The following is a 26,435-nucleotide window of genomic DNA, read 5'->3' on the forward strand; positions in this document are numbered from 1 at the left end:
CTATTTAAAACCGTGGATTAACAAGAATGTCTATCCAGCCAAGCGGCCACAACCCTAGCTTGCCGCCTCCCGTTTGCGCCCTAGATGCTTTACTTCCTGGGTCTGGTCGTGCTGGCCGGCATTTTCTTCCTGATTTACCGCTACGTAACCGGCGGCTCCCGTGAGCGGGCTGCGGTATTGCGGCAACCCTTTCCCGAGGCCTGGCGCACTATTCTTACCGAGCGCGTGGCCTTCTACTCGGCCCTCACCGACACCGAAAAGCTGCGCTTCGAGAAGCAGGTGCAGCTGTTTTTGGGCCGCACGCGCATTACCGGCATCAAAACCAGCATCGACGACGCCACGCGCCTGCTGGTAGCCTGCTCGGCAGTCATTCCCATTTTCGGCTTCCGCGGCGGCTGGGAGTACGATAACCTAGGCGAAGTGCTGGTGTTTCCCGATGCCTGGAAACTCGACCGCGACACCGAAAGCGAGGTCAAGCCGCTGGAAGGCACCCTGCTCGGCTCGGTGCAGAACTTCCAGACCGACCACTACATGCGCCTCTCCAAGGCCGCGCTGGAGCAAGGCTTTCGCGACGCCAAGGACAAGCAGAACGTGGGCATCCACGAGTTTGCGCACCTGCTGGACGAAGCCGACGGCCAGATCGACGGCGTGCCGCTGCTGATGCTGCCGCCCGCCCTCGTGCCCGAATGGAAGCGCCTGATGCACGAGGAAATTGAGCAGATACGGGCCGGCAAATCGAGCATCGGCGACTACGGCGGCACCAGCACCTCGGAGTTTTTTGCGGTGGTGCTGGAGTATTTCTTCGAAAAGCCCGAACAGCTCGAAGCCAAGCACCCCGAGTTGTACCAGTTGCTCACCCGCACGTTCCGGCAAGACCCCGGCTTGCGCTTCGCCCGCTTCGACCCGCGCACCTTGCTCAAGAAAGCGCCCAAGCGCCTCGGGCGGAATGACCCGTGCCCCTGTGGCTCGGGCGAGAAGTTCAAGAACTGCTGCCAGCTGACGCAGGAGGCCGAAACGGCCGCGTAAAAAGTAGGCTATCTGCCTGCAGCTAGTTCTGCAGAGGACCGTTCAGTTACTGAAAACACCCTCATTGACGAGCCCGTTGACGAATGACTCAAAATCCGGGGCCAACAAGGTGATTTTGTAGTCTCGCTCCTGATCGACATGCACCACCGCTGGCTCTCCGGTGGGGCCACAAGTAGAATAGTCAAGCATTATTATCTCATGACCGGCTGAAGGACAGTCGCAAATGCACACGCCAATGGCTGGGTAGCCCCACTCATCGAGCATGAACTGGCTCCCCAATTCTCCGCACAACGAATAAGGTTTGCGGTGCCCAATGGCAGCAATACCGCTGATAGCCACGTGGTCATCGGCCCAGGAAGTGGGCTCAGATGTCGGGAAGCATGTATTACGCGGGATTCCGCCGTTGTGGCTTTTCATCAACTGGATGTAGAAAGCCGGCAGTTTGTACCCTAGTTTGGCTTCAATGGCCTGAATCAGTTCATCGGAAGGTGCGGGCTCCACAGAGGCGTCAAGTGCATAGTCATTATCGTCCCAGAACGGTTGCGAATTGGAAATAGGATGCGTTTCCATGTTGAATAGGCGATGATGGCCGCAAATGAGGCGCAAGGTAATCAGCTCGGTAATCCGCTACGGTGCTACATTTGGTTACCAAGGCCCTCACTCCTGCTTCCCATGAAAAAACACCTGCTCCCGGTTCTCGCGGCTACGGCGCTGCTCGGCGCCTGCGCCCAAAAGGCCTCGGCGCCCGCGGCCACCGTTACGGTGCCGCCCGCCGAGCCTGCCGCCCAACCCGCGTCGCTCGACTATTCGGCCCTCACCAACGATTTCCTCACAACGTATTCCACCGAATACCAGCGCCTCTACACGCAATCGAGTGAGGCGGAGTGGCGCTCCAACACGCACATTGTGCCCGGCGACACAGCCAATGCCGCCGCCACGGCCCGCGCCAACGAGGCCTTTGCCGCCTTCACCGGCAGCGCCCAGAACATCGACGAGCTGCGCCGCCTGCTGCGGCACCAAGACCAGCTGAACCCACTGCAGGTGAAGCAGCTGCAAACGGCCCTTTACAACGCCGCCGGCTCGCCCCAAACCATTGCCGACGTGGTGAAGCGCCGCATCAAGGCCGAAACCCAGCAGACCGAGAAGCTCTACGGTTTCACCTACAAATACGGCGGCAAAGCCGTGACGACCAACGACCTCGACGAGCTGCTGCGCAAGGAGAAAAACGTGGCCAAGCGCCAGCAGGTGTGGGAAGCCAGCAAGGCCATCGGCCCTACGCTGAAGGAAGGCCTGCTGAACCTGCGCGGCCTGCGCAACCAAACCGTGCAGGCCCTCGGCTACCCCGACTACTTCACCTACCAGGCCTCCGACTACGGCATGACGCGGGACGAGATGATGGCGCTGGTGCGTCGCATCAACGACGAACTGCGCCCGCTCTACCGCGAACTGCACACCTACGCCCGCTACGAGCTGGCCAAAAAATATGGGCAGAAACAGGTGCCCGATTACCTGCCCGCTCACTGGTTGCCCAACCGCTGGGGCCAAGACTGGAGCAGCATGGTGGACGTGAAAGGACTAAACCTCGACGCTGTGCTGGCCAAGAAGGGTGCCGAGTGGCAGGTGAAGCAGGCCGAGCGGTTCTACCAAAGCTTGGGCTTTCCGGCCCTGCCGGCCACGTTCTGGGAGAAATCGAGCTTGTACCCGCTGCCGGCCGGCGCTGCCTACAAGAAGAACAACCACGCCTCGGCCTGGCACATGAACCTCGACCAGGACGTGCGCAGCCTGATGAGCGTGGAAGGCAACACCGAGTGGTACGAAACCACCCACCACGAACTGGGCCACATCTACTACTACCTCACCTACACCAACCCCGACGTGCCCGTGCTGCTGCGCGCCGGCGCCAACCGCGGCTACCACGAAGCCATGGGCAGCCTCATGGGCCTGGCCGCTACGCAGAAACCGTTCCTGGCCGGCCTGGGTTTGATTGACCCCAAAACCCAAACCGACCAGACGCAAACGCTGCTCAAGGAAGCCCTCAACTACGTCACGTTCATTCCCTTTGCCTCGGGGGTGATGAGCGAGTGGGAAAACAGCTTTTACGCCGAAAACCTGCCCCAGGACCAGCTAAACGCCAAATGGTGGGCGCTGGCCAAGCAGTACCAGGGCATTGTGCCGCCCACCGCGCGCGGCGAAAATTACCTCGACCCGGCCACCAAAACCCACATCAACGACGACCCGGCGCAGTACTACGACTACGCCCTGAGCTACGTCATCCTGTTCCAGCTCCACGACCACATTGCCAAGAACATCCTCAAGCAGGACCCGCACGCCACCAACTACTACGGCAACCAGGAAGTGGGCAAGTTCCTGCGCGACATCATGTACCCCGGCGCCTCGGCCGACTGGCGTCAGCTCTTGCGCGAGAAAACCGGCGAAGACCTCTCCGCCCGCGCCATGGTCGACTACTTCCAGCCGCTGATGACCTACCTGAAGCAGCAGAACAAAGGCCGGAAATACACGATGTAATGCGAAATCAGCTGCTGAAATCGGTGAAATCAATCCACTGGCTCGTTTTGCTGCTAGGCCTGCTATGCGCTCCGCCGGCAGCTAGGGCGCAAACCAAAGCCCCGTCCGCAGCCAAACCGCTGGTCATCGGCGAGACGTTTACGCTCGACTCCAAAGTACTGGGCGAAACGCGCACGCTGAACGTGTACCTGCCGGGCGGCTATGCCAAATCCACCACGATGCGCCTACCGGTGCTCTACATGCCCGACGGCGGCCTGAACGAGGACTTCCTGCACGTGGCCGGCCTCGTGCAGATTTCCGTCGACAACGGCACGATGCGGCCGTTCATTCTCGTGGGCATTGCCAACACCGAGCGGCGGCGCGACATGACCGGCCCCACCGACGTAGCCGAAGACCGGAAGATTGCGCCCCGCGTAGGCGGCTCAGCTGCGTTCCGCCAGTTCATTCGTACCGAGCTGATGCCCGCCGTGCGCGCCCGCTACCGCACCACCGACGAAACCGCCATCGTCGGCGAGTCGCTGGCCGGGCTGTTTGTGGTGGAAACCCTGCTGCTCGAGCCCGACCTGTTTACCTCGTACATAGCCATCGACCCCAGCGTGTGGTGGAACAAGAACGCCCTCGTAAACCAAGCCCCAAAACTACTGCATGCCCACGCCAGCCAGCTTGCTGGCAAAGCCGTGTACCTGACTGCCAGCAGTCATGGCGACGTAGCCACCATGCGCCAGCTCGCCGATGGGCTGAAAAGCACCGAGGCCCAAACCAAGTTGCGCAGCACCTACGACCCGCTGCCCGACGAAACCCACGGCACCATTTACCACCCGGCGGCGCTGCGGGCGTTTCGGCTGCTTTTCAAGCCGCCCGCTGCGAAGTAAATACCCTTCTCATTTTGATTCAATAGTATAAACAGAAAAAGCCAGGCAAACGCCTGGCTTTTTCTGTTTACTGGTGCCTTCTATTAATAATTGGCTTCCGCCGCCGGCAAGTCAATCAGGATGAACTGCGCGTCCTTGTCGGCCCGAATGTCGACCACGTGCTCGTCGGTCAGGCGGGCCTGGTCGCCAGCGCCCAGCTCGGTGCCGTTCACGAAAATGGTGCCTTCGCGCACGTAAATGAACGTGAGCCGGATGGGGAAGGTTTTGAACTGCACTTCCTTACCCGCGCGCAGGTTGCTCCAATAAATGGTGCTGTTGGAGTTGATGTAGACCACGTCTTCCAGCACTTTCTGGCCCGACACGAGCGGCACCAGCTCGTTGGTAGAGTCCAGAAAATCGAGGTCTTTCTGCTCGTAGCTGGGCGAAAGGCCGCGCTGGTTGGGCAAAAACCACAGCTGGTACAGCTGCAGCGGCTTGTCGGTCTTGTTGTATTCGGAGTGGGCCAGGCCGGTGCCGGCCGTCATGCGCTGCACCTCGCCGGCCTTGATGGTGGTTTTGTTGCCCATCGTGTCTTCGTGGGCAATTTCGCCGTCGAGCACCAGCGTCACGATTTCCATTTCCGAGTGCGGATGCTGCGGAAAGCCCGAGTTGGCCGCCACCGCGTCGTCGTTGAACACCCGCAGCGGCCCGAAATGCATGTTTTTGGGGTCGTAGTAGTCGGCAAACGAGAACAGGAAGTAGCTGTTGAGCCAGGGCGCGGGCGAGGCATGGCGGCGCTCAGTGGCCGGAATGTAAGTGAGCATGGTGGTGTCGGTTGTAAGGAGGTTCCGGTGGAACGCGGGAAAAGCTAGCCCGCATACGCACCGAAGCGGCGTGAAGTTAGACACGCCATCCACATTACATGCAGCAAACCCTATACTCGCTCAAAAGAAACCGCCCGAACCAAACGGCCCGGGCGGCTATCATGCGTGCGGTTTTGCTGCTGCGGCCGCCAAGAAACGGCGCGTCAGGTTCGGCTACGCCTTTTTCATCGTCGTCACCTGCTTCTGCAAATCCAGCACGATGCTGGCCAAGCGGTTCAGCGACAGATCGGCAATCGGGAACGTGCTGCTGATGTAGCTCTTGGCTTCCCAGATTTCGAGCACGTCTTCCACGTCGATTTCGTAGGGCGAGTACACCGGGTTGTCGGAGTGCAGCGTGAGCGAGGCGGCTTCCTTCAGGCGGTTGAACACGCGCTTGAACACGATGCCCTCCTTCTTGCTCACCACAATGCAGGGCGTGCCGTCTTTCACCTCGTTCCAGTCCGACACGTAGCGGCCCACGATAACGGTGCCCGAGGCAATGGGCAGCATCGAGTCGCCCGAAATTTCGAAGGCCCGGAACGTGCCCGTCTGGCCCAGCATGGGCAGGCGGAACTTGGGCAGATCCTCGATGTATTCCTGGTCGGCGTAGCCGTTCAGGTAGCCGGCGGCGGCTTTCAACGGCACCAGTTCGATGTTTTCGTTCTGGTTTTTGTCGACCGTAATGGCCAGCACGCGCAGGTTCTCACCCGAGGCTTTGTCGACGCCGGCCACAGCCGCGCCATCGGTACCGGCGACGGCAGTTGCGGCAGCATCCAAGGCGGGCACGTTCTGCAACTGACGCAGCACGGCCGCGGCCTGGCGCTTCTTGGAGAAGTCGGTGGTGACCAGCGCATCGAGCGAAATGCCGAACAGGCGGGCCATTTTCACCAGCGTGGTCAGCTTGGGCTCGGCGCGCCCTTCCTCGTAGGCCCCGATGAGGGAGCGTTTGATGCTGAGTTTATCGGCTAGCTGGGCCTGCGTAAGGCTCAGTTCGCGGCGCCAGAATTTCAGGTTCGTATTGATCATGGGGCAAAGTGGCCGGCTAACGTAATTCGCCCTCAACGGCTTACCGGCTCGTGAAGGTACCAACAACGCCCCTCTTTTACTAATTCAATTAGCCAAAAGTTTTTTTACTTATTCCTGATTAATATGCACCGCCGCAGTTGGCGCTGATTTAGCGGCATTTAGCGTCGCGCCAACGGTTTTTCTGCCCACCATTCCTCGTTTTCCCAATATGTATCCCAGCCCCGTGCGGCGTATTTGCGGTTGATGTGCACGTCCCGCTCGCCAATTTCGAAGTCGGTGAGAATCTGGCGGGCCAGCCCAAAAATGTTGTCTTTCCAGATGACCGGCACCTGCTCCTTGCCGCTGCGCCACTGCCCCTCGAACAGAATGCCGCCGCCCCGCGTCTCGTTGTCGGCGGCGCAGCACCAGGTTTGCACGCCGCGTTCTTTATCGGGCGCAATGTCCATGTCTACTTCGCCGCTGAAAGTGCCGCGCCGGCCGCCGGCCTCCTGAAAAGCAAACGTGCCGCTAATGGTGGCCGCCTGCCAGGGCTGATGCGGCAGGTCGCTGGTGTTGGGCTTGGCCAGCGCCAGGTAGTCGGTGAAAGTGATAGTGCCGCTGAAGGGCGTGACTTTGCGGTGGTGGCGGCTCTTGCCGCGCACGTAATACACGTTGGGATGCTCGGAGTCGCGCTTCACCGAGGTCAGCACAAATTCCAGCCGCCAGTAATCGTAGCTGTAGAACCCGTTGAAAATGTTGTTGCCTTCGGCGGCGTTGAAGCGCAGCAGGGGTGCCACGTTCACGCGCTTGAAAAACGCCATTTTGCGGCTACTGAGGGCATTGACGCTTGCTGCTTTGGTCTTAGCCACAACGGCGGGCGCTTTTCTGACCGGCCGCACGACCGGCTTTTTGGAAGTTGCAGGGGTTTCGGCGCGATTGGGCGCAGCAGGAAGCGTGGGGGCTGCCGCCAGCAGGCCGGCAACCACCAAAACGAACGGTTGGTACATGGGTATGGGGAGCTGGCCTGCGCCGCCGGCAGCGGGCAGAAGTGGAAAAGGCAGGCGAAAAATGTGGCTAGAGGCTGGCCGTGGGCGCTTCGGCCCACCACTCGTCGTTTTCCCAGAAACGGTCCCAGCCGCGCTTTACGTACTTGGGGCTGATGTTGATTTCCCGCTCGCCGATGTCGAAATCGGACAGCACTTCGTGGGCCAGGTAGTAGAAGTTGTCGGCCCAGAGCACGGGCTTCTGCCGGCCGTTGGCCCCGCGCCACTGGCCCTTAAACTCGTAGCCAAACGACTCGCGGGCATCTATGTCCGACTCAACGTAGCTTAGGGCAGTGGCTTGCCCGTGGGCATCCACCTCAAACTCGGCCCTGACGGTGCCGCTGAACTGCCCCGCTCCTGCTACCTGCGGGTTTTCGTCGAATACAAAACGTCCTGTTAGCGTGTAGTTGTGAACGCTGTCGGGAAACGTGCCTTTGAATTTTAGCGGTTGCACCTGCTCGACGGTGATGGTACCGCTGAACGGCGTGATGCGCTGCTTGAAGCGGTTTTTACCGCTCACGCGCAACAGTTCGGGCCGCTGCGGGTCGCGCTCCACGCGCAGCAGCGCCATTTCGATGCGGTAATAATCGGCGCCGAAAAACCCGTTTTTGCTCACGTCGCTGTGCTCGTCCGCTCCGGGCTGCCAGATGGTAGCCAGATTGTACTGCCGCGCAAACCGTACCGCGTTTTCGGAAACCTTGGACTCGGCTGACGGAGCGGCACTAACTGCTTCCGCTGGGGCCGGCGACGCGGAAACGCGGCCTGCCGCAGCCGGCTCTGCAGCTGGTGCCGAGGCCGCAGTAGCCCGGCGGGCAGCAGCCGAAGAAAACGGCCGGGAGGCTTCGGAAGCCTGCCGTTGGCAAGCCGCCGCAAGCAGCGCGGCGCTGGCCAGGAAGTAGAGCGACTTGTTCATGCGGATACAGTGAGTGGTTGCAAGTGAGCGGGTCGGGCATTGGGTTGGCTCTGGTAAAAGTCGCGCAGCAGGCGGCGGGCCGCGCCGGCCTGAATCAGTACTTCGGCCAGCAGCAAGTTGCCGGTCCACGAAAGCCACACCACCGTGAGGTAGGTTTCGATGGGCTTGGTACCGAAGAGGTAAAACATGGTATAGCTTTCGAGGCGCAAGCTCATGGCGGCCAGCGTCACCAGGAAGCTGCGCAGCATCCACTTGATGTGCTCTTCCCACTGCCGCTGCCGTGCCAGTCGGTACGCTTGCCAGGTGCACAGCCACCACACCACGCACTGCAGCGTGAAGCCGACTTTGGCCGACAGCCCGCCGTTGGCATAGAAAGCCAGAATCAGCCCCGAGGGCGCGGCCAGGGCCAAAATGGAAGCCACGTAAATCTTGCCAAGCTGCTGATGCACTTTGCGGCGCTTACGCCAAAGGGCAGGAAAAAACTGCAGCAGCCCCGTCAGCAGTACCCACCAGCTGCTGGTGATATGCGTGTAGAAACCCGTGCGAAAAACCGTGTTGCTGTTGATGGCCGCCGACTTGGTCGTCAGAAAATGAATGCCCGGCTCGAAGCTCAGGTACGGCAGCACCATCTTGAGCATCAGCCCGGTGAACAGCGCAACGGCCACACCCGCCCCAATCTGGGCGCTGCGGTACACAGCGGAGGAAGACGACATAGCAGGGAGTGGGAAGGGCTTCTTCTAAAGTAGCAATTTGCGAAGCCAGAACAGCCTTATAACGGCGACTATATAGAAAATTGTGTAGGCTCGATAAAAATAAAACCCGCCGGACCGAAGCCGTTGGCGGGTTTTGAAGGCTTAGGAAGAACGCGATGCTTCGGCTGCGCCCCTGCATCACGGGCCAGTACCGCGGGCTACACTTCCACCGGCTTAGTGGGCAGCTGGCCGCGCAGACGCTTGTCGTAGATGAGGGCTACGCGGAGTTGGAAATAGTCGAACTGCTCGCGCAGGTGGTCGAACAGGTCGCGAAGGCGGAACTCGGGGCCTAACTCGGCCACGGCCATACGGATGCGGGCGAAGTCGTCCATCGACAGAAACTCCTCGGTGCGTAGCTGGTACCCTTTTTCGTAAAGCGCCTCCAGGTGCGACTTGATGGTGCTCTGCGAGAGGCCGCGCTGCTCGGCAATCTGCGCCACGGTGAGGCCCTGGCGGTGCAGCTTCCACGAATCGAGGTAGGTGCTGCCGGTGGCCGAAGGCGCGCCGGGGCTACGCTTTTTGGCCGGTGCGACGGGCGTATCGTCTTCGTCGGCAGGCACATCGGGCACGTCTTCCGGCGCCGGCGCGCCCGACTGCGCCGCAATCAGGTTGATGAACTCTTGGCCGTAGGTTTCGAACTTCTTCATGCCCACGCCCGAAATGGCCAACATGGCTGTGCGCGTACGGGGCCGCTCCACGGCCATTTCCTGCAGCGTAGTGTCGCTGAACACCACGTAGGGCGGCACGCCCTGGGCATCGGCAATGCGCTTGCGCAGGTTGCGCAGCTTCTCGAACAAATCGTCGCCGACGGAGGGCAGGCGCTGACCGGCAGCGGCTTTGGCGGCGCGGCCTTTGGGTGCTTTCTCGGTTTTTTCGGGCACCTGGAACTGGCGCAGGTTCAGGCGCCGCTCGCCTTTGAGCACCTGCCAGCCCTGCTCGGTGAGCTTGAGCGCGTAGCCCTGCTCGTAGGCAATGTAAAGCAAGCCCGCGTTCAGCAGCTGGTGCAGGTAGCTCTGCCAGTCGAGGAAGGTCAGGTTGGCGCCGGCGCCGAAGGTCTTGATCTGGTCGTAGCCGCGCGAAATGACGCCCTGGTTGCGGCGGCCCAGCAGAATGTCGACCACCACGCTCAGCGGAGCGGCTTCGCGGGTGCGGGCCACGGCCGACAGGGCTTTCTGGGCCAGCTCGGTGCCGTCGAAAGTGGAAGGCGGGTTGCGGCAGATGTCGCAGTTGCCGCAGTCGGTTTCCGACACCTCGCCGAAGTAGGCCAGCAGGATGCGGCGGCGGCACGAGCCGGCCTCGGCAAACTGCTGCATGCGCTCCAGCTTGGTGGTGTTCAGCTGCGAGAGGCGCGGGTCGGCGTCCTTGGTAATCATGTCGCGCAGCTGGGCCACGTCGGCGTAGCTGTAGAACAATACCGCCTCGGCGGGCGCCCCGTCGCGGCCGGCGCGGCCGATTTCCTGGTAGTAGCCCTCGATGTTTTTGGGCAGGTTGTAGTGAATCACCCAGCGCACGTTGCTCTTGTCGATGCCCATGCCGAAGGCCACCGTCGCGCAGATGATCTGCAAATCGTCGCGCAGGAACTTCTCCTGCACGTCGGAGCGGGCCTTGTCGGTCATGCCGGCGTGGTAGAAACCAGCGCGGTAGCCTTTCTCCTTGAGCTTGCCGGCCAGCGTTTCGCACTGCTTGCGCGAGAGGCAATACACAATGCCGGGCTCCTCGGGGTGGTTTTTCAGGTAGTTGATGATGCCCGTCACGCGGTCTTGGCCGGGCCGCACGCTCAGGTTCAGGTTCGGGCGGTCGAACGACGAGAGAAACACCTGCGGGTCGTTCAGGCGCAGCTGCTGCTGAATGTCGCGCTGGGTGAGGCGGTCGGCAGTGGCCGTCAGGGCAATGATGGGCACCGCGGGAAACTGCTGGCGCAGCACCTTGAGCTGGGTGTATTCAGGCCGGAAATCGTGGCCCCACGAGGAAATGCAGTGCGCCTCGTCGATGGCGAACATGCTGACTTTGATGCGCTGCAAAAAGCTCAGGAAACCCTCCGACAGCAGCTTTTCCGGCGACACGTACAGCAGCTTGAGTGCGCCGGCGTGGCAGGCCTTGGCAATGCTGTTCTGCTCGGCCTGCCCGATGCTGGAGTTGATGCAGGCCGCCGAAATGCCGTTGGCTTTCAGCGCCTCCACTTGGTCCTTCATCAGGGCAATGAGCGGCGAGACGACCACGCACACGCCCTCTTGCACCATGGCAGGCACCTGGAAACACACCGATTTGCCGCCGCCCGTGGGCATGAGCACCACCGTGTCGCGCCCGCTCAGGATGCTCTCGATAATATCTTGCTGCAAGGGCCGGAAGTGGTCGTAGCCGTAGTACTGCTTGAGCACGCGGCGGGCCGAGTCGATGGTGGGCGCGAGGGGTTCCGGAGCGAATAACATGGGGTAAAAATACGGCGCTTTGGCGGGAGTTTGACGGATAAGCTAACAGTTGACGGTGCAAAAACGTGCGCAGCAAGTAGCTCACCGAGGCTGGTTGCCGCGCTGGCCGCAATTCTTATCTTGGACCGGTCAGCGGGTTGCGTCTATCCGGCCATTGTTGAACGAATACCTGCTCTTTGCATCGTGCACCCAGCTATTGTGCGCCATTCATCATGACATAAGTCGGCAAACGAAAAGACTGGCTTCGTACCCAATTCAATAAATCAAAAAACGCATCACATGAAAACTAACACCAACTCAATAACAGGTTGCATGCTGAGCCTAATCTATTTGCTTTCCATAAGCGCATGCGACAATAAAACCCCAAGCATAAACGCCGTCGGCAATATAATTGCAGCAGACTCAGTCAACGTAAATACCCCTACGAACAACAAGCAGCTTGTTCTAAAGCTTTATCAGGCGCTGAACGACACCAATTGGGCACTGGCAAGGACGCTAATTGACAAGGACTTTAAGCATCATTTTGTTAAGGGCACTGGCTTTGCCGATGTTCCCTGGAGTGGTTTTGAGCAAGGCTACAGGATGTCGCAACAAGCATTTCCCGACTGGAAGTTAACTCCAATTCAGGTAGTTGCAGAAGGCGAATACGTTTCTACTCTTTTAAGCGGACAAGGCACGCACCTGGGCTAATTCGCTGGCCTGCCCGCAACAAAAGTTATAGCAGGTGCTCCAATCATGCTTTTGCACCACATAAAAAATGGCAAAATAGTAGCAGACTGGGAGGTCATGAATACCGATGCCTTTATCCAACAATTAAAAGACAAACCAAGCCGGTCGGAATAAAAATACCCAAACGCAGCAAATACACAATTCACCTCGGGACATTTAGTCGAACAACAGCTATTATAGGCGCGCCATAACACAGCACCCATAATTAATAATTTATTTCCACCAGAATCCTATTGATTATTCCTCCTTCGGGGCTTTCCGGCTGCCGCGGTACAGCTCGTATTTCAGCAGGCGGCAGTCGATGGGTCCGTTGTAGAGCGGCACGCGGCGCGAGGTACGCAGGCCGATGCTCTTGGCGGCTTCGAGGTTGCCGGTGAAGAGGTAGGCGTCGTAGCCCTGGAAATTGGTTTTCAGCGTGTCGCCGATGGCTTTGTAAAGCGCAGCCATTTCGGCTTCGGCGCCGATTCGTTCGCCGTAGGGCGGGTTGCTGAGGATGATGCCGGGCTGCTCCTCGGTTTTGGGCGGAGTGGCCTCGCGCACGTCGCGCACGGCCAGGCGGATGTAGTCTTCGAGGCCGGCGGCGGCTACGTTCTGGCGGGCCAGCTCAATGGTGTCGCGCGAGAGGTCGGAGCCGGCGAGGTAGGCTTGCGGCTCTTCGATGCGGGCCTGACGGGCGTCCATGAGCACGGTTTCCCAGAGGGCGCGGTCGAAATCGGGCCAGCGCTGGAAGGCAAAGTCGCCTTGGTGAAACAGGCCGGGCGCGATGCGCTGGGCAATCATGGCGGCTTCGCAGAGGATGGTGCCCGAGCCGCACATGGGGTCGATGAGCGGCTTTTTGCCGTCCCAGCCGCTGAGCAGCACCAGGCCGGCGGCCAGCACCTCGTTCAGGGGAGCTTCGTTGGTGAGCTGGCGGTAGCCGCGCCGGTGCAGCGACTCGCCGGCTGCGTCGAGCGACAGAAGGGCCTCGTTGTCGAGCAGGTGCAGGTGCAGGCGCACGTCGGGCTTCACCGGGTCGACGCTGGGGCGGCGGCCGGTGCGGGTGCGAAACTGGTCGACGATGGCGTCCTTGGTGAGCTGCGCGATATACAAGGAGTGCTCCAGGTTCGAGCGGTTGGTAACGGCAGTAATGGCGAAGGTCTGATCGGGCGTGAGGTAGTCGGCCCAGTTGATGCGGCTGACCTCGCGGTAGAGGCTTTGCTCGTCGGGGGCCGGAAAATCGGCAAAGGGCATCAGAATGCGCATGGCGGTGCGGCACCAGAGCACGGCTTCGTAGAGCAGCTGCTTGTTGCCGGTAAATTCCACGGCGCGGTTGCCCACCTGCACGTTGTTGGCGCCAAGCTGGCGCAACTCCTCGGCCAGCACTTCTTCGAGGCCGAACTGGGTGGTGGCGGTCAGGTACAATTCGGCGGAGCGGGAGGCCATAAGCGGAGAGCAGTCGGTGGGAAAGTGGCTGCAAAGGTGCGCACAAAAGCAGAAGGCACCCGCAGCGCAAACCGGGTAGTCCGGGCACCCCGCGCTATCCAGTCGTTCTGGCACGCAGCCCGGGCAAGTCACGTTGCTACGCGCTACAACCTGCTACGGCGCTATTTGACCTATATTTAAGGCCTACTTTCCCCGAACCTGCTCCGCCGCATGGCTGCTCCCGTCACCTCCGTTTCTTCTTCCGCCAGCCCCGTGGCCGCTCGCAGCTACGCCGTGCCCATGGTGGCCATGACGTCCTTGTTCTTCCTCTTCGGCGCCGTCACCAACTTCAACGACGTGCTCATGCCCTATCTCAAGGACGTGTGCCGCCTCACCGATCTGGAATCGTCGCTGGTGCAGTTTGCCTTTTTCGGAGCCTATTTTCTGATGTCATTGCCGGCTGGCTACCTGCTCAAGCGCCTGGGCTACCAGCGCGGCATTGTGGTGGGGCTGCTCGTTATGGCTGCGGGCGCGCTGCTGTTTGTGCCAGCCGCCAACTCGCGCACCTTCGGCATGTTCTTGCTGGGTCTGAGCGTACTGGGCGCGGGCGTTACGCTGCTGCAAGTGGCGGCCAACCCCTACGTATCGGTGCTCGGGCCGGCCTCGCGTGCCGCCAGCCGCGTGAGCATTGTGGGCGTGGCCAACAACTTCGGCGGCACCCTATCGCCCCTGCTCGGCGGCATGCTGCTCTTCGGCGGCACGGCCGTGCTGAAAGCCCGCTTGGCGGCGCTGCCCTTGGAACAGCGCCTGGCCGAAGAAGCTTCGCTGGTGAAGTCCCCCTACATCGGCTTGGCGGTGTTTCTGGCGGTGCTGGCGGGCGTGTTTTCGCTGCTGAAGCTGCCCGAAATCGAAGGCCTGCCCTCCGACGACGAAGCCGACACCTTCCCCTCTGCCGCCGGGCGCCGCTCGGCCCTCGACTACCCGCATCTGGTGCTGGGCGTGGTGGCCATTTTCCTGTACGTGGGCGTGGAAGTCGGCCTGGGCTCGTTCCTGATTCGCTACGGCGAGGCCCAGGGCATTACGCAGCTCAGCGGCTTTACCCAAGCTTTGGTGCGCGGCCTGAACGTGGCCACCAACTTCGTGGCGGTGCTGCTGGGCCAGGCCCCCGCACCCATCGACACCACCGCCGGCTTCACCAAAGCCGTGGGCGCCGTGCTGGTGGCCTCCTACTGGTTCGGCTCCCTGGTAGGCCGCGTGGTCGGCATTCCGCTGCTCAGCCGCATCAACGACCGAAAGGCGCTGGTGGCAGTGTGCGCGGCCGGTGTGGCCTTTGTTATTGCCTCCATTCTCAGCCAAGGCGAAGCGGCGCTGTGGCTCATCGTGCTCTGCGGGCTGATGAACTCCATCATGTGGCCCGTCATTTTCCCGCTGGCTATTAAAGGCCTCGGCCCGTTCACCAAGCAAGGCTCGTCGTACCTGATTATGGCCATTGTGGGCGGGGCCATCGTGCCGTTGCTCATGGGCTGGGTGGCCACCAACGGCGGCGGGCTGCGCGTGGCCTTCGTCATTCCGGCGCTCTGCTACGCCTACCTGCTCTACTACGCCCTGCGCGGCTACCGGGTGCGCTAAGTTCGCTCACCAAACCGCCGCAACATGTTGCGGCCCCTTTCCGGCTGCCCGGAAGTCACCTGCAACCGGTTGTAATACGCTTTGGGGCAGCCGAAACCCTATCCCAACTGGTTGCAGGAGCCTTGCGCCCGCCCGCAGCCCCATCCCAACGGGTTGGGATGCACTAGCGCCCCACCAAAGCGCCCCCGCGCCGCCTGCCCTATCTTTGCTCCATGCCTGCTGCTCCTACCCTGCTCCACCACGTCTCCCTGCGTTCCTACAACACCTTTGGCATCGACGCCCAGGCCCGCCTGTTTGCCGCCTTTGCCTCGGTGGAAGAGCTGCAGGCGCTGCTGCGGCTGCCCGAGGTGCAGCAGACCGAGAAGCTGGTGCTCGGCGGCGGCTCCAACCTGCTCTTCACCCGCGACTTCGACGGCGTGGTGCTCAAAAACGAAATCCGCGGGCTCGACCTGCTGCCCGGCGAAGACGACCGTACCGCCTTGCTGCGGGCCGGGGCGGGCGAGTCGTGGCACGGCGTGGTGGAGTATGCGCTGGGCCAGGGCCTGTCGGGCCTCGAAAACCTCTCGCTGATTCCGGGCACAGTAGGTGCCGCGCCGCTCCAGAACATCGGGGCCTACGGCGTGGAGCTGAAAGATGCCTTCGACCACCTGGAGGCGGTGGAAATCAGCAGCGGGCAGCTGCGCGCGTTTTCGCACGAAGAATGCGGCTTCGGCTACCGCGAGTCGGTATTCAAAGGCCCGCTCAAAAACCAGTACATCGTAACGGGCGTGGTGCTGCGCCTGCGCCGGGAGCACCGCCCCAACGTGTCGTACGGGGCCATTCGCACCACACTAGAGGAAATGGGCATCAGCGCCGACGAGCCCACGCCGCAGCAGGTCAGCCAGGCCGTCATCAGCATCCGGCGCAGCAAGCTCCCCGACCCGGCCCAGATTGGCAATGCCGGCTCGTTCTTCAAAAACCCCGAGGTGTCGCAGCACAAGTTTGAGGAGCTGAAAGCGCGTTTCCCCGATTTGCCCGGCTACCCCGTGCCCGGCGGCGTGAAGGTGCCCGCCGGCTGGCTCATCGAGCAGTGCGGCTGGAAAGGCCACCGTGCCGGCCCCGGCGGCAACTACGGCGTGCACGCCCACCAAGCCTTGGTGCTGGTGAACCACGGCGGCGCCACCGGGGCCGAAGTGCGCGCCCTGGCCGAAGAAATTATGGCGTCGGTGCGGGAAAAATTCGGGATTGAGTTGCACCCCGAGGTGAATATTCTGTAGTCACCCGGTTCAGGGGCACAATTGGCGGCATTCTTGGTAATGCACCATTGCGGAATGTGCATTCGTTTGGTCCGGCTGCTGGCAGTCTGGCTGAAAATCAGCATATTTGTTGCCCTTTTTGCCCTCCATTCCTTCTTTGCCCTTAGTCCTTGCTTTCAATGAAGAAATTTACCCTGTTGGCCCTCCTGAGCAGCGGGGCTTTAGTGCCGGCCCACGCGCAGCAAGTCATTTCCCTGAACGCAGCCCGTGCGGCCGGTCCCGGCACCACCGTTACGGTGCGCGGCGTGGTAACGAATGGCGCCGAGTTGGGCTTCATTCGCTACGTACAAGACAAAGACGGCGGCCTGGCGGCCTTTTCCAATAAGCTGGAAGGCTTTGCCAACCTGGCCCCCGGCGACAGCGTGGAGCTGCACGGCACCCTCAAAAACTACAACAGCCTGCTGGAAATGGACCCCGTCATTTCCTTCAAGAAGCTGGGCCCCGGCCACCTGCCCAAGCCCGAAACCGTGCCCGTAGCCGACATCGGCAAAGTGCTGAACGAAGCCCACGAAGGCCGCTTGGTGAAAGTGACCGGCGTGAACAAGCTCACCACCATGGGCGGCGCCGCCGTAACCACCATTGCCGGCAACTTCAACTACCTCATCGACGGCCAGGCCGGCTCCCTCACCCGCATCAGCGTGTCGTCGGAAGGCGAAAAAGGGCTGGTGGGCAAGGATGTGCCCACCGGTCCGTTCGACCTGGTAGGCATTGTGGGCCAACACTCGCCGGCGGGCACGCCCAACGGCTACCAGATTCTGCCCCGCTTGGCGCTGGACATGGTGCGCGGCGGCGGTATGCCCCTGATTGTGAGCGAGCCGGTGCCGGTAGGCGTCACCAAAAACAGCATCACCATCAGCTACGAAACGCTGAACCCCGGCACCACCAAGGTGGAGTACGGCGCCTCGCCGGCCCTGGGCGGCGTGCTAACGGATGCAACCCCGACCAAGCAGCACACGCTGCAGCTCACCGACCTGGAACCCGGCACCACCTACTACATCAAGGTCAGTTCGACCAACTCGGTAGGTACCTCTACCTCTGAGGCCGTGCCCATGATTACGGCCACCAAGAATACCCGGGCCCGCTAAGCCCCGGCAACAGCGCGAGTAGTCTGGCCCCGGCCGGCTGCTCGCGCTGTTTGTTTTGCCCGGCGCCCGAACCATTGCCCGCCGCCGGCTGTCTGCCCAAGTGCCCTCCCAGGCTTTTCCCTTTGCCACAACCCATTTCCCTTTCATGAGAACATATACCCTGTTGACCCTGCTGTGCGGTGGGGTGCTGGGCCTGACGCAAACCGCGGCAGCCCAAACGGCCATTACCATTGCGGCCGCCCGCGCCCAGCAGCCTGCTTTTAACCAGTCGGGGGCCACGGTGCGCCTGCGCGGCGTGGTAACCAACGGCGCCGAGTTGGGCGCCATCCGCTACATGCAAGACGGCACGGCCGGCATCGGGGTGTACTCGGCTACCATGCTCACCAACGTGGTGCCCGGCGACAGCCTGGAGGTGGTGGGTACGCTGAAAAACTACCGCGGCCTGCTGGAGCTCGACCCGGTTACGTCGGTGAACGTGCTGGCTGGCAACCGCCCGATTCCGGCGCCGGTGGTGTTTTCGGCGGCTAACTCCAACGCGGCGTATTCCGACCAGTACGAAGGTCAGCTGGTGAAGCTGCAGGGCGCCACGTCGGTAACCACCCTCACGGGCGGGCCGGTGTCGGCGTTTGCCAGCACCACCTACCGCCTGAGCAACAACGCCACCCAGGTCATCTACATCAACGCGGCCTCCAACGGCGCCGACGGCCTGATTGGCAAGCCCGCCCCCACCGGCACGTTCGACGTGGTGGGCATCATGAGCCAGTTTACCAACACCTCGCCGGGTGTAGTCGGCTACCAGCTGCTGCCCCGCAACTACCCCGACTTCCAGCAGGGCGCCACGCCCAACTTGCTGACGACGCCGGCTCCGACCAACATCACGACGTCGGGTTTCACGGTCAACTTCGTGACCAGCAACCCCGGCTCGACCAAGCTGGAGTACGGTACCTCGGCTACCGGCCCCTTCACCAGCGTGGATAATGCGGCCAGCGTAACGCAGCACAGCCTGGCTATTTCGGGCCTGCAGCCGGCCACCGTGTACTACGTGAAGGCCAGCTCGACCAACGCAGTGGGCCTGTCGGAGTCGCGCGTCATTCCGATGATTACGGCTTCGCTCTCGTCGGGCAAAATGCGCACCTACTTCACCAACACGGTGAACAACTCGGTGGCCCTGCCCGGCAACAACGCCGTGTACCTGCCCCTGGGCCGCGTGGCCGATACGCTGGCCAGCTACATCAACCGCGCCCAGCAGACGCTCGACATTGCCATCTACAACTGGAACAGCAGCACCATTCTGAACGCGGTGAATGCCGCCCACGCCCGGGGCGTGCAGGTGCGTGTGGTGTACGAGAACGACAATGCCAACGTGAGCATGACCAGCCTGAACGCGGCCATTCCGCGCGTTGGGCGCACCACCACGCAGAACATCATGCACAACAAGTTTGTGGTGATTGATGCCAACAGCACCAACCCCAACCAACCGTGGGTGTGGACGGGCTCGACCAACTGGACGAGCGCTCAGCTGAGCACCGACCGCAACAACGCCATCCTGATTCAGGACCAGTCGCTGGCCCGTGTGTATTCGATGGAGTTCAACGAAATGTGGGGCGGCGGCACCCAGGCTACGGCCCTGTTTGGCTCGCGCAAAACCGACAACACCCCGCACTACCTCAACATTGGCGGCAAGCTGGTGGAGTCGTGGTTCTCGCCGACCGACAACGTGAACGGCCGCCTGATTGACCTCATCAAAACGGCCGACAACGACATGCACGTGGCCACCATGCTCATCACCCAGAGCGACATCGGCCGCGCCATCCGCGACCAGATTCAGCTCAAAGGCATTGCGGCTTGCTCGGAAGTGTTGGTAAACGACACGAGCTCGGCCGGTTCGGGAGCCATCTTCCGCACCATCAAGCAGGCCATTGGCAACCGTGTGGAGTACTTCAGCCTCAACGGCATCATGCACCACAAGTACATCATCGTCGATGCCGGCGCGTCGCAGTCGGACCCCACGGTGTTTACCGGCTCGCACAACTGGAGCCTCTCGGCCAACACCGAAAACGACGAAAACACGCTGATTGTGCACGATGCCCGCGTCGTAAACCAGTACTACCAGGAGTTCCACCGCCGCATTGTGGACGAGAACCAGAACGGCGTGCTGCCCTGCAACCTGATTTTGGCCACCAAGACGGCCAAGGTGCAGGGTTCCAACGTGCAAGTGTACCCCAACCCCACGAGCGGCAAGTTCCAGCTGCGCGTGAACGGTGCCTCCTCGCGCACCGCCACCATCACCCTGCGCGACGCCACTGGCCGCGTGGTGCTGCAGCAAACCCAGCCCCTCGTATCGGGCCAGGAGCTGACGGTTGATGCGTCGATGCTGAAATCGGGCCTGTACCTGGTGCAGATTGCCACGCCCGAGGCGACGCAGGTTAGCCGCGTGGTGGTAGAGTAATCCGCTTCACCTGGTCACAAAAAAGGCAGCTCCTGAATCGGGAGCTGCCTTTTTTATTGGTGCTTGGGGCGCTTTACTTCAGCACGGCCACCGTCACGCCGTCGCCGCCGCGGTCGGCGTGCTCGTTGGCCACGCTGGCCACGGCGCGCTGCGAGTAGAGGTAGTCGCGCACAATCTGGCGAAGTACACCGTTGCCGCGGCCGTGCAGGACCTTGATTTCGGGCACGCCCAGCATCACGGCGTCGTCCACGTAGTTCATCACGCGCTGCAGGGCGTCTTCGGCCCGCTCGCCGCGCAAGTCGAGCGTGGTGCTGAAGCCGGCCATGCGGCCGGTTACATCGAGACCAGCGCCGGCGGTGCGGGCTTCGGTCAGCGGGGCCTTGCGGGCCGCTTCCTTTTCCCGCTCCCGGATTTCGGAGCGCGTAAGCTTTTCGAGCTGGGCTACCTTCACCAGGGTTTTCATGCCACCGAAGAGCACTTCGGCGGTTTTGCCCTTCACGCTCACCAGTTCGCCGTGGCCCTCCTGCCCAATCAGCGCCACTTTGTCGCCGGGCTTAAGGGTGGTCGAGTCGGCGGCTTCGCGGTGGGCCTGGGCTTTGGGGCGCTCCTCCTTTAGCTCCTTCTGCACAAAGTCCTGCAGCTTCTCGCGGGCCTGCTTGGTTTGCTCCTTCTCGGCCCCAGCGGTGCGGATTTGCTGAATCGTGGCCTCAATCTGCTGGTTGGTGTCCTTCAGCAGCAGCTTGGCCTTTTGCTTGGCCTCGCGCAGCACGTCCTGCTTGGTTTCTTCGAGGTGGTTTTTGAGGTCCTGGTATTCCTGGGCAGCCTTTTTCATGCGCCGCTCGTGCTTCTCGGCCTCGGCGTTGCGCTTCTCGAAAGTGGCTTTTTCGGCCTCCAATTCTTCCAACAACCGATCGTAGCGCACTTTCTCCTTGCCCACGAGCTGCGTAGCACGGTCGACAATGGCCTTGGGCAGCCCGATGTTGCGGGCAATTTCCAGCGCAAACGACGAGCCCGGCTTGCCGATTTCGAGGCGGTAGAGCGGCTGCAGGTGCTTGGGGTCGTAGCGCATGGCCCCGTTCACGAGGCCCGGCGTGCGCTCGGCCAGGTTTTTCAGGTTGGTGTAGTGCGTGGTGATGACGCCGTAGGCCCGCACGCGGTTCAGCTCCGACAGCACGGCCTCGGCAATGGCGCCGCCCAGCGCGGGCTCGGTGCCAGTGCCGAATTCGTCGATGAGCACGAGGCTGCGCTTGTTCGCCAGGAGCAGAAACTGCTTCATGTGCGTGAGGTGCGAAGAGTACGTGCTCAAGTCGTTTTCCAGGCTCTGCTCGTCGCCGATGTCGAGGAAAATATCGTCGAATACGCCGGCTTCGGAATGCTCTTCCACCGGAATCAGCAGGCCGCACTGCAGCATGTACTGCACCAGGCCCACCGTTTTCATGGCCACCGATTTGCCGCCGGCGTTGGGGCCGGAAATAACCAGGATGCGCTGCTCAGGATTCAGTTCCACGTCGAGCGGCACTACGTCGCGGCCCTGCTCTTTGAAGTTCAGGTACAGCAGCGGGTGGCGGGCCTGCTTCCACTTGATGTACGGCCGGCTGCCCAGCTTGGGCAGCACGGCTTCCAGGTCGCGGGCAAAGCGGGCCTTAGCCCGAATAAAATCGAGCAGACCAAGGAACTGGTAGGCGCGGCGCAGATCGGGAATGTGGGGGCGCAATTGGTCGGTGAGGGCCAGCAGGATGCGCACCAGCTCCCGGTGCCAAGCGTTTTCGAGGTCCTTGATGTCGTTGTTCAACTCGAACACCGCTTCGGGCTCGATGTATACCGTCTGGCCCGTGGCCGATTCGTCGTGAATCAGGCCCTTCACGCGGCGCTTGTGCTCGGCAATGATGGGCAGCACCAAACGGCCACCCCGAATGGTGGGTTCAGCGCCTTCGGGCGTCCAGCCTTCGGAGCGTGCCTTGCGGAGCACGTCGGCAATCTGGCGGCGCAGTATGCCTTGGCGGTTGATCAGCTCCTGCCGAATCTGGCGCAGCAAGGGCGAGGCGTCGTCGCGCACTTTGCCGTCGTCGTCCACCACTTTGTCCATGGCGGCCAGCAGGTTGCGGTCGGCCTGAACGCCCACGCCCAGCAGGCGCAGCGTGGGATAGAGCCCCTCGGGAGCCTGGGTGAAGAACGTCAGCGCCTCGCGGATGGTGCGCAACGACATTTTCAGCTCGTGCACGGCGGCCACCTCCAAGTAGGCACCGGGCAGCTGCGCCCGCAGCAGGTGCGGGCCGGCGTCGTGGTAGTATTGGCTGGGGAAATCGGCGCCGCTGCTGAGCAGCTGGCGGAATTCGTCGGTTTGGAGCAGCAGCTTCTTCAGCTCGTCGGCGCGGGGCTGAAACTGCATGCTCTGCACGTAGTGGCGGCCCAGGGAGCTAAGGCACATGTCGGCCAGCCGCTCGCGCACCTGCTGAAAGCCTATTTTTTGCTCGAAAGTCTGCGGGTAAATCAAAAGCGTAAGAACTACTAAGGAAGTCGCGGGAAATACGCCGGGGAGCTTCCCGGCAGCCTTTTGTAACAGCCACGCGGGCCGAAAGATTCAGGCAAAGCTATACCAGTATGTGCAAACCCGGCCGCGCCGGTGGGAGGGCCTGTGGCACGGTGAGCTTCGCAGCCGTGGCTTCGAAGCCGGAAGCAGCTTTCGGAGTACAAAAAAGCCCGGCCGAGGCGCGGGCTTTAACTTGCCAATTGAAAGCAGTAGGTAGCTTAGCGGGCGTTGTAGCTGTAGCGTTCAAACACATCCGACACTGCCTTGTCGATGCGGGTGGCTTCTTTGTCCATCTGGTCGCCGTTGAGCAGCCCCGACGCGTAGCCTTGCCACACCAGGTCGCCCCCTTTCACGTCCACCAGCTGCACAATCAGGCTGCCGGCATCGAGCTTGTAGGTGGGGCGGGCAGAGAAGCCGCGGGCCTCGTTGTTCGTCCAAAAGCCCTGCCCGTAGTTGCTCGGGTTCTTGATTTCGGTGGGCTGATCGAACACCCGAAAGTTGACCATGAAATCGGGGTTGGAGGCTTGGTAAGTATAGCCTCGCGCATTCAGCTCGTGTTCTACCGCGTCTTTGATGCGGGTTTTGTAGGCCGCGTCGTTGAGGAAATACGAATTGTTCTGGCTGTCCATCACCTGCGAAGCCCAGCCGTAGGTTTTGTAGGAGCGGAAGTTGCTGCTGTTGCCAGTCATGTCGATGTACGGCCCGCTCGACACATCGGCGCCGCCAGCCTGGGTGCTGCCGACTTCCACGGCAGACGAATCGGATGAGGCGCAGCCTGCGGCCAGGGCGCCGCTCAATAACAGACCGGCAGCTAAACGAAGAATTTTCATGAGGTGTGGTGGTGTGCGTTGGAGAATACTGATTCTCAACGTACGAACTCGTAGCCAGCTGGTTACCCCCAAAACCCCATGAAGCCCCGCTGTATCCTACTTCTATCCTTCCCGCGCGCAGCCGACACCGGGCAACCGAGGGAAAGGCGTGCCAGCTAAAACTTCTCGTCAATACCCAGCCCAAACAGCGCGAAGTCGTACTTCACCGGGTCGGCGGGGTCGAACTGGCGCAGGTTGTCGGTCAGCTCCGTGGCGGCCTGCCAGTCGGTTTGCTTGCGGGTGAGCAGACCGAGGCGCCGGGCTACGCGCTCCACGTGCACGTCGAGGGGGCAGACGAGGTCGGCGGGCGAGAGGCGCTGCCAGAGGCCGAAATCGACGCCGTACTCGTCGCGGCGCACCATCCAGCGCAGGTACATGTTCACACGCTTGCAGGCCGAGTTGCGGGCCGGTGTGGCCACGTGCTTGCGGGTGCGCTCGGGCGCGTCGGGCAGGCTAAAGAACAGGTTGTGGAAGTTGATGAGCCGCTCCCGCTGGGTCGCGCCGTTCAGAAACGCGTCTTCCAGCGAGTCATGCTGTTGGTAGTACCAGTTCAGCCAGTGCACGAAGTACAGCAGGTCGGTGTCGCAGAACGTGCGGTGGCAAAACCGCTCCAGCCGGCGCAGGTCATCGTCCTGATGGTGCCGGATGAACTCGTAGGGCGCATTGTCCATGCGGGCCAGCAGTTCCGCCCCTTTGTTCAGAATGATGCTGCGCTTGCCCCAAGCCAGCAGGGCCGCAAACAAGGCACTGATTTCTACGTCCTGCTTCAGCGAGAAGCGGTGCGGCAAGCTGATAGGGTCGGGCGCGATGAAAGCGGGCTGATCGTACCGGCGGTAGCGGTCCTCCAGCAGGGCGTGTATCTGGGCGTGGGTCACGGAAAGTCGGCAAACAGAAAGCCCGACGAAGGTCGGGCTTTCCGCAAATCAAATGTGGAGGCGAGGATTACTCCAGCAGGTACGACGTCTCCACCCGGAAGCGCTGATCGGGCGTGTTGAGTTTGGCCACGGCTCTGCGCGAGAGGCGAATCAGCACGCTGGCGTTGTCGCCGGTGTCGGGCAGCTTGCCAATGACGCGCACGTACACCGTTTGGCCGTTCATGATGTTGCGCACCATCATGAAGGTGCCCACGGGCGCGGTTTTGTGCAGGGCGAGGTATTTCTCCGAATTACCGCCTTCGATAACCGCGGCCAACCCGCTTTCCCTCACTTTGCGCACCACTTCGCTGGCGCGGGTGGGCTCTTTGGGCCCTTCCTCGGCAGGTGTTACGACGGGCGTAGTCACGGGCGCCTTATCGGCTTCCTCCTCGGTGCGCACCGGCTTCTTTTCCGGCTCCTCGGCCGCATCTTCCTGCTCGGGACGGGTGGCGGGCTTGGGTTTGGGCGTGGCTGCGGCCACAGGCTCGGGCGCCGAGGCAGGTGCACCGGCGGCCGCTACAATGATGAGCGTCTGGCCCGAGCGCACGGCGCCACCGGGCAGCTTGTTGAGCCGCTGCAGCTCGGCGGCACTCACATCGAACTTGCGGGCAATGGCAAACAGCGTTTGGCCGGGCGCCACTTTGTAAATGTGGTTGCCCTGGGCATCGGTGGGCAGCTTGCGGGCCGCGGCCGAGCCGTCAGCCTCGGCCGGGGAAGCCGCTGGTTTGGCAGCGGTTCCGCCGGAGGCGGGCAGCACCGCCCGCACGCGCGGCACCAAAATTTCCTGGCCCGACACCAAGGCCCCTTTCACCGTGGGGTTGGCTTCCATCAGTTGCTCCACGCTCACGTGGTAGCGGCGGGCAATGCCGTAGAGGGTTTCGCCGGGGGCCACGCGGTGGCGCACAAAGGTTTTGTTCTGGCGAACCACCACGCCCACCGAATCGGGCGGAGACGCGGGCAAGGCGGTGGCGGCGAAGGGAAGCAGGAAGGCGGAAAACGCGAGGAGTCGGTGGGCTAAGCGGGTCATACGGAGCAGGCGCACGGCACGGGCGTTGGGCGCAGAAATCGGCAGCAAATCCAACGGGAACGTCTGGTGGTAGAGCGCCCGCGCTGCCGAAAGATACAGAAATCTGCCCGTGGCAACCGCCCGCAGGCCACTTTCGTGCCAATAAAGCGCGGCGGCAAACCCGGTGCGGCAGCCGCCCGGCCTGCGGGGTGTACTGGTGCGGCACCACCGCGCCCAAGTAGCACAACCTGCTAGCTTTGTAGCCCCTAAGCCCTCCTTTCGCCCGGCCAAGCCCCATTCGCCGCCCGGTGGCAGGCGGCACCGCCCTGCCTCGTCATACTCATTTCCCCACTCATGCTCAGTATCGGTATCATTCCCGCCCGTTTTGCCTCTACCCGTCTGCCTGGCAAGCCCTTGGTCGACATCGGCGGCAAAAGCATGATTCAGCGGGTGGTGGAGCAGGTGCAGCAGGCCAACCTCCACCGGGTGGTGGTGGCTACCGACGACCAGCGCATCTTCGACCACGTGCACGGCTTTGGCGGCGAGGCGGTGCTCACGCACCCCGACCACCCCAGCGGCACCGACCGCGTGTGGGAAGCCTACCAGCAGCTGGGCATCGAGGCCGATTGCGTGGTCAATATCCAAGGCGACGAGCCGTTCATTCACCCGGCCCAAATCAACGCCCTGCTCGCGTTGTTTCACGAGCCCGTAACGCAGATTGCCACGCTGGTGAAGCCGGTGCTGTCCGACGAGGAACTGCTCAGCCCGCACCTACCCAAAGTGGTGTTGCGCGCCGATGGCAAGGCCTTGTATTTCAGCCGCCACCCCATTCCCTACCTGCGGCAATACCCCGTGGCCGAGTGGCGGCAGCACCACCGCTACCTGCGCCACATCGGCATGTATGCCTACCGCCCGGCCGTATTGCAGCAGCTCACGCGGCTCAGCCCCGCCCCGCTGGAATTGGCCGAGTCGCTGGAGCAGCTCCGCTGGCTAAGCCACGGCTTCGATATTCACACCACCGAAACCGAGCTGGAAACCATCGGCATCGACACGCCCAAGGACGTGGAACGGGCGTTGGCGCATCTGGCCTCCTAGCGCCATTGCCGACACTGGTGTGCAG

Annotated in this window: 21 protein-coding genes; 9 read left to right on the forward strand and 12 right to left on the reverse strand. The window is 62.0% G+C overall.

Annotation, left to right across the window (positions count from 1 at the left end; translation table 11 throughout):
• The first annotated feature begins 84 nt into the window (after positions 1-84).
• The gene (locus F0P96_RS16115; protein ID WP_151079953.1) at positions 85-1,026 is read left to right on the forward strand and encodes a M90 family metallopeptidase; all 942 of its coding nucleotides are present in this window, start codon (positions 85-87) and stop codon (positions 1,024-1,026) included.
• A 42-nt stretch (positions 1,027-1,068) separates the two neighbouring features.
• Here the strand turns inward: F0P96_RS16115 and F0P96_RS16120 are convergent, their stop codons facing one another.
• Positions 1,069-1,596, reverse strand: coding sequence for an SMI1/KNR4 family protein (locus tag F0P96_RS16120; protein WP_151079954.1), 528 nt, complete (start codon positions 1,594-1,596; stop codon positions 1,069-1,071).
• A gap of 102 nt (positions 1,597-1,698) precedes the next feature.
• Between F0P96_RS16120 and F0P96_RS16125 the strand changes: the two genes are divergently transcribed.
• Positions 1,699-3,552 (forward strand): M2 family metallopeptidase, encoded by a 1,854-nt coding sequence (locus F0P96_RS16125; RefSeq protein ID WP_151079955.1) that lies wholly within the window; start codon positions 1,699-1,701, stop codon positions 3,550-3,552.
• A gap of 23 nt (positions 3,553-3,575) precedes the next feature.
• Positions 3,576-4,424 carry an alpha/beta hydrolase gene (locus F0P96_RS16130; protein ID WP_235917501.1) on the forward strand — a complete coding sequence of 283 codons (849 nt, stop codon included), beginning with the start codon at positions 3,576-3,578 and terminating at the stop codon, positions 4,422-4,424.
• An 83-nt stretch (positions 4,425-4,507) separates the two neighbouring features.
• Here F0P96_RS16130 and F0P96_RS16135 read toward each other — a convergent pair whose 3' ends face one another.
• The 6 genes from F0P96_RS16135 to recQ form a co-directional block, all read right to left on the reverse strand.
• A complete protein-coding gene (locus F0P96_RS16135) occupies positions 4,508-5,227 on the reverse strand; it encodes a pirin family protein (RefSeq protein WP_151079957.1) in 720 nt (239 codons plus the stop codon).
• A gap of 213 nt (positions 5,228-5,440) precedes the next feature.
• Positions 5,441-6,292 carry a LexA family transcriptional regulator gene (locus F0P96_RS16140; RefSeq protein ID WP_151079958.1) on the reverse strand — a complete coding sequence of 284 codons (852 nt, stop codon included), beginning with the start codon at positions 6,290-6,292 and terminating at the stop codon, positions 5,441-5,443.
• A 158-nt stretch (positions 6,293-6,450) separates the two neighbouring features.
• Positions 6,451-7,278, reverse strand: coding sequence for a hypothetical protein (locus F0P96_RS16145; protein WP_151079959.1), 828 nt, complete (start codon positions 7,276-7,278; stop codon positions 6,451-6,453).
• Positions 7,279-7,345: 67 nt separating this feature from the next.
• Complete coding sequence (locus F0P96_RS16150) at positions 7,346-8,227, reverse strand: hypothetical protein (protein ID WP_151079960.1); 882 nt, start codon at positions 8,225-8,227, stop codon at positions 7,346-7,348.
• Complete coding sequence (locus tag F0P96_RS16155) at positions 8,224-8,940, reverse strand: DUF2306 domain-containing protein (protein ID WP_151079961.1); 717 nt, start codon at positions 8,938-8,940, stop codon at positions 8,224-8,226. Before F0P96_RS16155 ends, F0P96_RS16150 begins: the two co-directional genes overlap by 4 nt.
• Before the next feature lie 197 nt (positions 8,941-9,137).
• A complete protein-coding gene (gene recQ, locus F0P96_RS16160; protein ID WP_151079962.1) occupies positions 9,138-11,408 on the reverse strand; it encodes a DNA helicase RecQ in 2,271 nt (756 codons plus the stop codon).
• Between the two features lie 279 nt (positions 11,409-11,687).
• Between recQ and F0P96_RS16165 the strand changes: the two genes are divergently transcribed.
• Positions 11,688-12,098: an ester cyclase gene (locus F0P96_RS16165; RefSeq protein WP_151079963.1), complete on the forward strand. Its 411-nt coding sequence runs from the start codon at positions 11,688-11,690 to the stop codon at positions 12,096-12,098.
• A 276-nt stretch (positions 12,099-12,374) separates the two neighbouring features.
• Here F0P96_RS16165 and F0P96_RS16170 read toward each other — a convergent pair whose 3' ends face one another.
• On the reverse strand, positions 12,375-13,559 hold the full coding sequence (locus tag F0P96_RS16170; protein ID WP_151079964.1) for a THUMP domain-containing class I SAM-dependent RNA methyltransferase: 1,185 nt from the start codon (positions 13,557-13,559) through the stop codon (positions 12,375-12,377).
• Between the two features lie 210 nt (positions 13,560-13,769).
• On the opposite strand from F0P96_RS16170, the gene F0P96_RS16175 reads away from it, so the two are divergent.
• From F0P96_RS16175 to F0P96_RS16190, 4 genes are all read left to right on the forward strand, one after another.
• Positions 13,770-15,167: a sugar MFS transporter gene (locus tag F0P96_RS16175; RefSeq protein WP_151079965.1), complete on the forward strand. Its 1,398-nt coding sequence runs from the start codon at positions 13,770-13,772 to the stop codon at positions 15,165-15,167.
• Between the two features lie 212 nt (positions 15,168-15,379).
• Positions 15,380-16,423 (forward strand): UDP-N-acetylmuramate dehydrogenase, encoded by a 1,044-nt coding sequence (gene murB, locus F0P96_RS16180; protein ID WP_151079966.1) that lies wholly within the window; start codon positions 15,380-15,382, stop codon positions 16,421-16,423.
• A 158-nt stretch (positions 16,424-16,581) separates the two neighbouring features.
• Positions 16,582-17,547, forward strand: a complete 966-nt coding sequence (locus F0P96_RS16185) for a fibronectin type III domain-containing protein (protein WP_151079967.1) — start codon at positions 16,582-16,584, stop codon at positions 17,545-17,547.
• A 145-nt stretch (positions 17,548-17,692) separates the two neighbouring features.
• Positions 17,693-19,996 (forward strand): phospholipase D-like domain-containing protein, encoded by a 2,304-nt coding sequence (locus F0P96_RS16190; protein ID WP_151079968.1) that lies wholly within the window; start codon positions 17,693-17,695, stop codon positions 19,994-19,996.
• Between the two features lie 73 nt (positions 19,997-20,069).
• Here F0P96_RS16190 and F0P96_RS16195 read toward each other — a convergent pair whose 3' ends face one another.
• The 4 genes from F0P96_RS16195 to F0P96_RS16210 all read right to left on the reverse strand — a co-directional run bounded on the left by F0P96_RS16195 (position 20,070) and on the right by F0P96_RS16210 (position 25,336).
• Complete coding sequence (locus F0P96_RS16195) at positions 20,070-22,490, reverse strand: endonuclease MutS2 (RefSeq protein ID WP_151079969.1); 2,421 nt, start codon at positions 22,488-22,490, stop codon at positions 20,070-20,072.
• A 254-nt stretch (positions 22,491-22,744) separates the two neighbouring features.
• A complete protein-coding gene (locus tag F0P96_RS16200) occupies positions 22,745-23,356 on the reverse strand; it encodes a DUF4136 domain-containing protein (RefSeq protein ID WP_151079970.1) in 612 nt (203 codons plus the stop codon).
• Positions 23,357-23,511: 155 nt separating this feature from the next.
• Complete coding sequence (locus F0P96_RS16205) at positions 23,512-24,270, reverse strand: TIGR02757 family protein (RefSeq protein WP_151079971.1); 759 nt, start codon at positions 24,268-24,270, stop codon at positions 23,512-23,514.
• 67 nt (positions 24,271-24,337) lie between these two features.
• Complete coding sequence (locus tag F0P96_RS16210; RefSeq protein WP_151079972.1) at positions 24,338-25,336, reverse strand: LysM peptidoglycan-binding domain-containing protein; 999 nt, start codon at positions 25,334-25,336, stop codon at positions 24,338-24,340.
• 333 nt (positions 25,337-25,669) lie between these two features.
• Here F0P96_RS16210 and kdsB point away from each other — a divergent pair, with 333 nt between their 5' ends.
• Positions 25,670-26,410, forward strand: coding sequence for a 3-deoxy-manno-octulosonate cytidylyltransferase (kdsB, locus tag F0P96_RS16215; RefSeq protein ID WP_151079973.1), 741 nt, complete (start codon positions 25,670-25,672; stop codon positions 26,408-26,410).
• Positions 26,411-26,435: the final 25 nt, after the last annotated feature.

The organism is Hymenobacter busanensis (assembly GCF_008727865.1).
Classification (GTDB): Bacteria; Bacteroidota; Bacteroidia; order Cytophagales; family Hymenobacteraceae; genus Solirubrum; species Solirubrum busanense.

Coding starts and splice junctions, on each gene's coding strand:
- F0P96_RS16115 (WP_151079953.1), top strand. CDS start 85: ATGCTTTACTTCCTGGGTCTGGTCGTGCTGGCCGGCATTTTCTTCCTG.
- F0P96_RS16120 (WP_151079954.1), bottom strand. CDS start 1,596: ATGGAAACGCATCCTATTTCCAATTCGCAACCGTTCTGGGACGATAAT.
- F0P96_RS16125 (WP_151079955.1), top strand. CDS start 1,699: ATGAAAAAACACCTGCTCCCGGTTCTCGCGGCTACGGCGCTGCTCGGC.
- F0P96_RS16135 (WP_151079957.1), bottom strand. CDS start 5,227: ATGCTCACTTACATTCCGGCCACTGAGCGCCGCCATGCCTCGCCCGCG.
- F0P96_RS16140 (WP_151079958.1), bottom strand. CDS start 6,292: ATGATCAATACGAACCTGAAATTCTGGCGCCGCGAACTGAGCCTTACG.
- F0P96_RS16145 (WP_151079959.1), bottom strand. CDS start 7,278: ATGTACCAACCGTTCGTTTTGGTGGTTGCCGGCCTGCTGGCGGCAGCC.
- F0P96_RS16150 (WP_151079960.1), bottom strand. CDS start 8,227: ATGAACAAGTCGCTCTACTTCCTGGCCAGCGCCGCGCTGCTTGCGGCG.
- F0P96_RS16155 (WP_151079961.1), bottom strand. CDS start 8,940: ATGTCGTCTTCCTCCGCTGTGTACCGCAGCGCCCAGATTGGGGCGGGT.
- recQ (WP_151079962.1), bottom strand. CDS start 11,408: ATGTTATTCGCTCCGGAACCCCTCGCGCCCACCATCGACTCGGCCCGC.
- F0P96_RS16165 (WP_151079963.1), top strand. CDS start 11,688: ATGAAAACTAACACCAACTCAATAACAGGTTGCATGCTGAGCCTAATC.
- F0P96_RS16170 (WP_151079964.1), bottom strand. CDS start 13,559: ATGGCCTCCCGCTCCGCCGAATTGTACCTGACCGCCACCACCCAGTTC.
- F0P96_RS16175 (WP_151079965.1), top strand. CDS start 13,770: ATGGCTGCTCCCGTCACCTCCGTTTCTTCTTCCGCCAGCCCCGTGGCC.
- murB (WP_151079966.1), top strand. CDS start 15,380: ATGCCTGCTGCTCCTACCCTGCTCCACCACGTCTCCCTGCGTTCCTAC.
- F0P96_RS16185 (WP_151079967.1), top strand. CDS start 16,582: ATGAAGAAATTTACCCTGTTGGCCCTCCTGAGCAGCGGGGCTTTAGTG.
- F0P96_RS16190 (WP_151079968.1), top strand. CDS start 17,693: ATGAGAACATATACCCTGTTGACCCTGCTGTGCGGTGGGGTGCTGGGC.
- F0P96_RS16200 (WP_151079970.1), bottom strand. CDS start 23,356: ATGAAAATTCTTCGTTTAGCTGCCGGTCTGTTATTGAGCGGCGCCCTG.
- F0P96_RS16210 (WP_151079972.1), bottom strand. CDS start 25,336: ATGACCCGCTTAGCCCACCGACTCCTCGCGTTTTCCGCCTTCCTGCTT.
- kdsB (WP_151079973.1), top strand. CDS start 25,670: ATGCTCAGTATCGGTATCATTCCCGCCCGTTTTGCCTCTACCCGTCTG.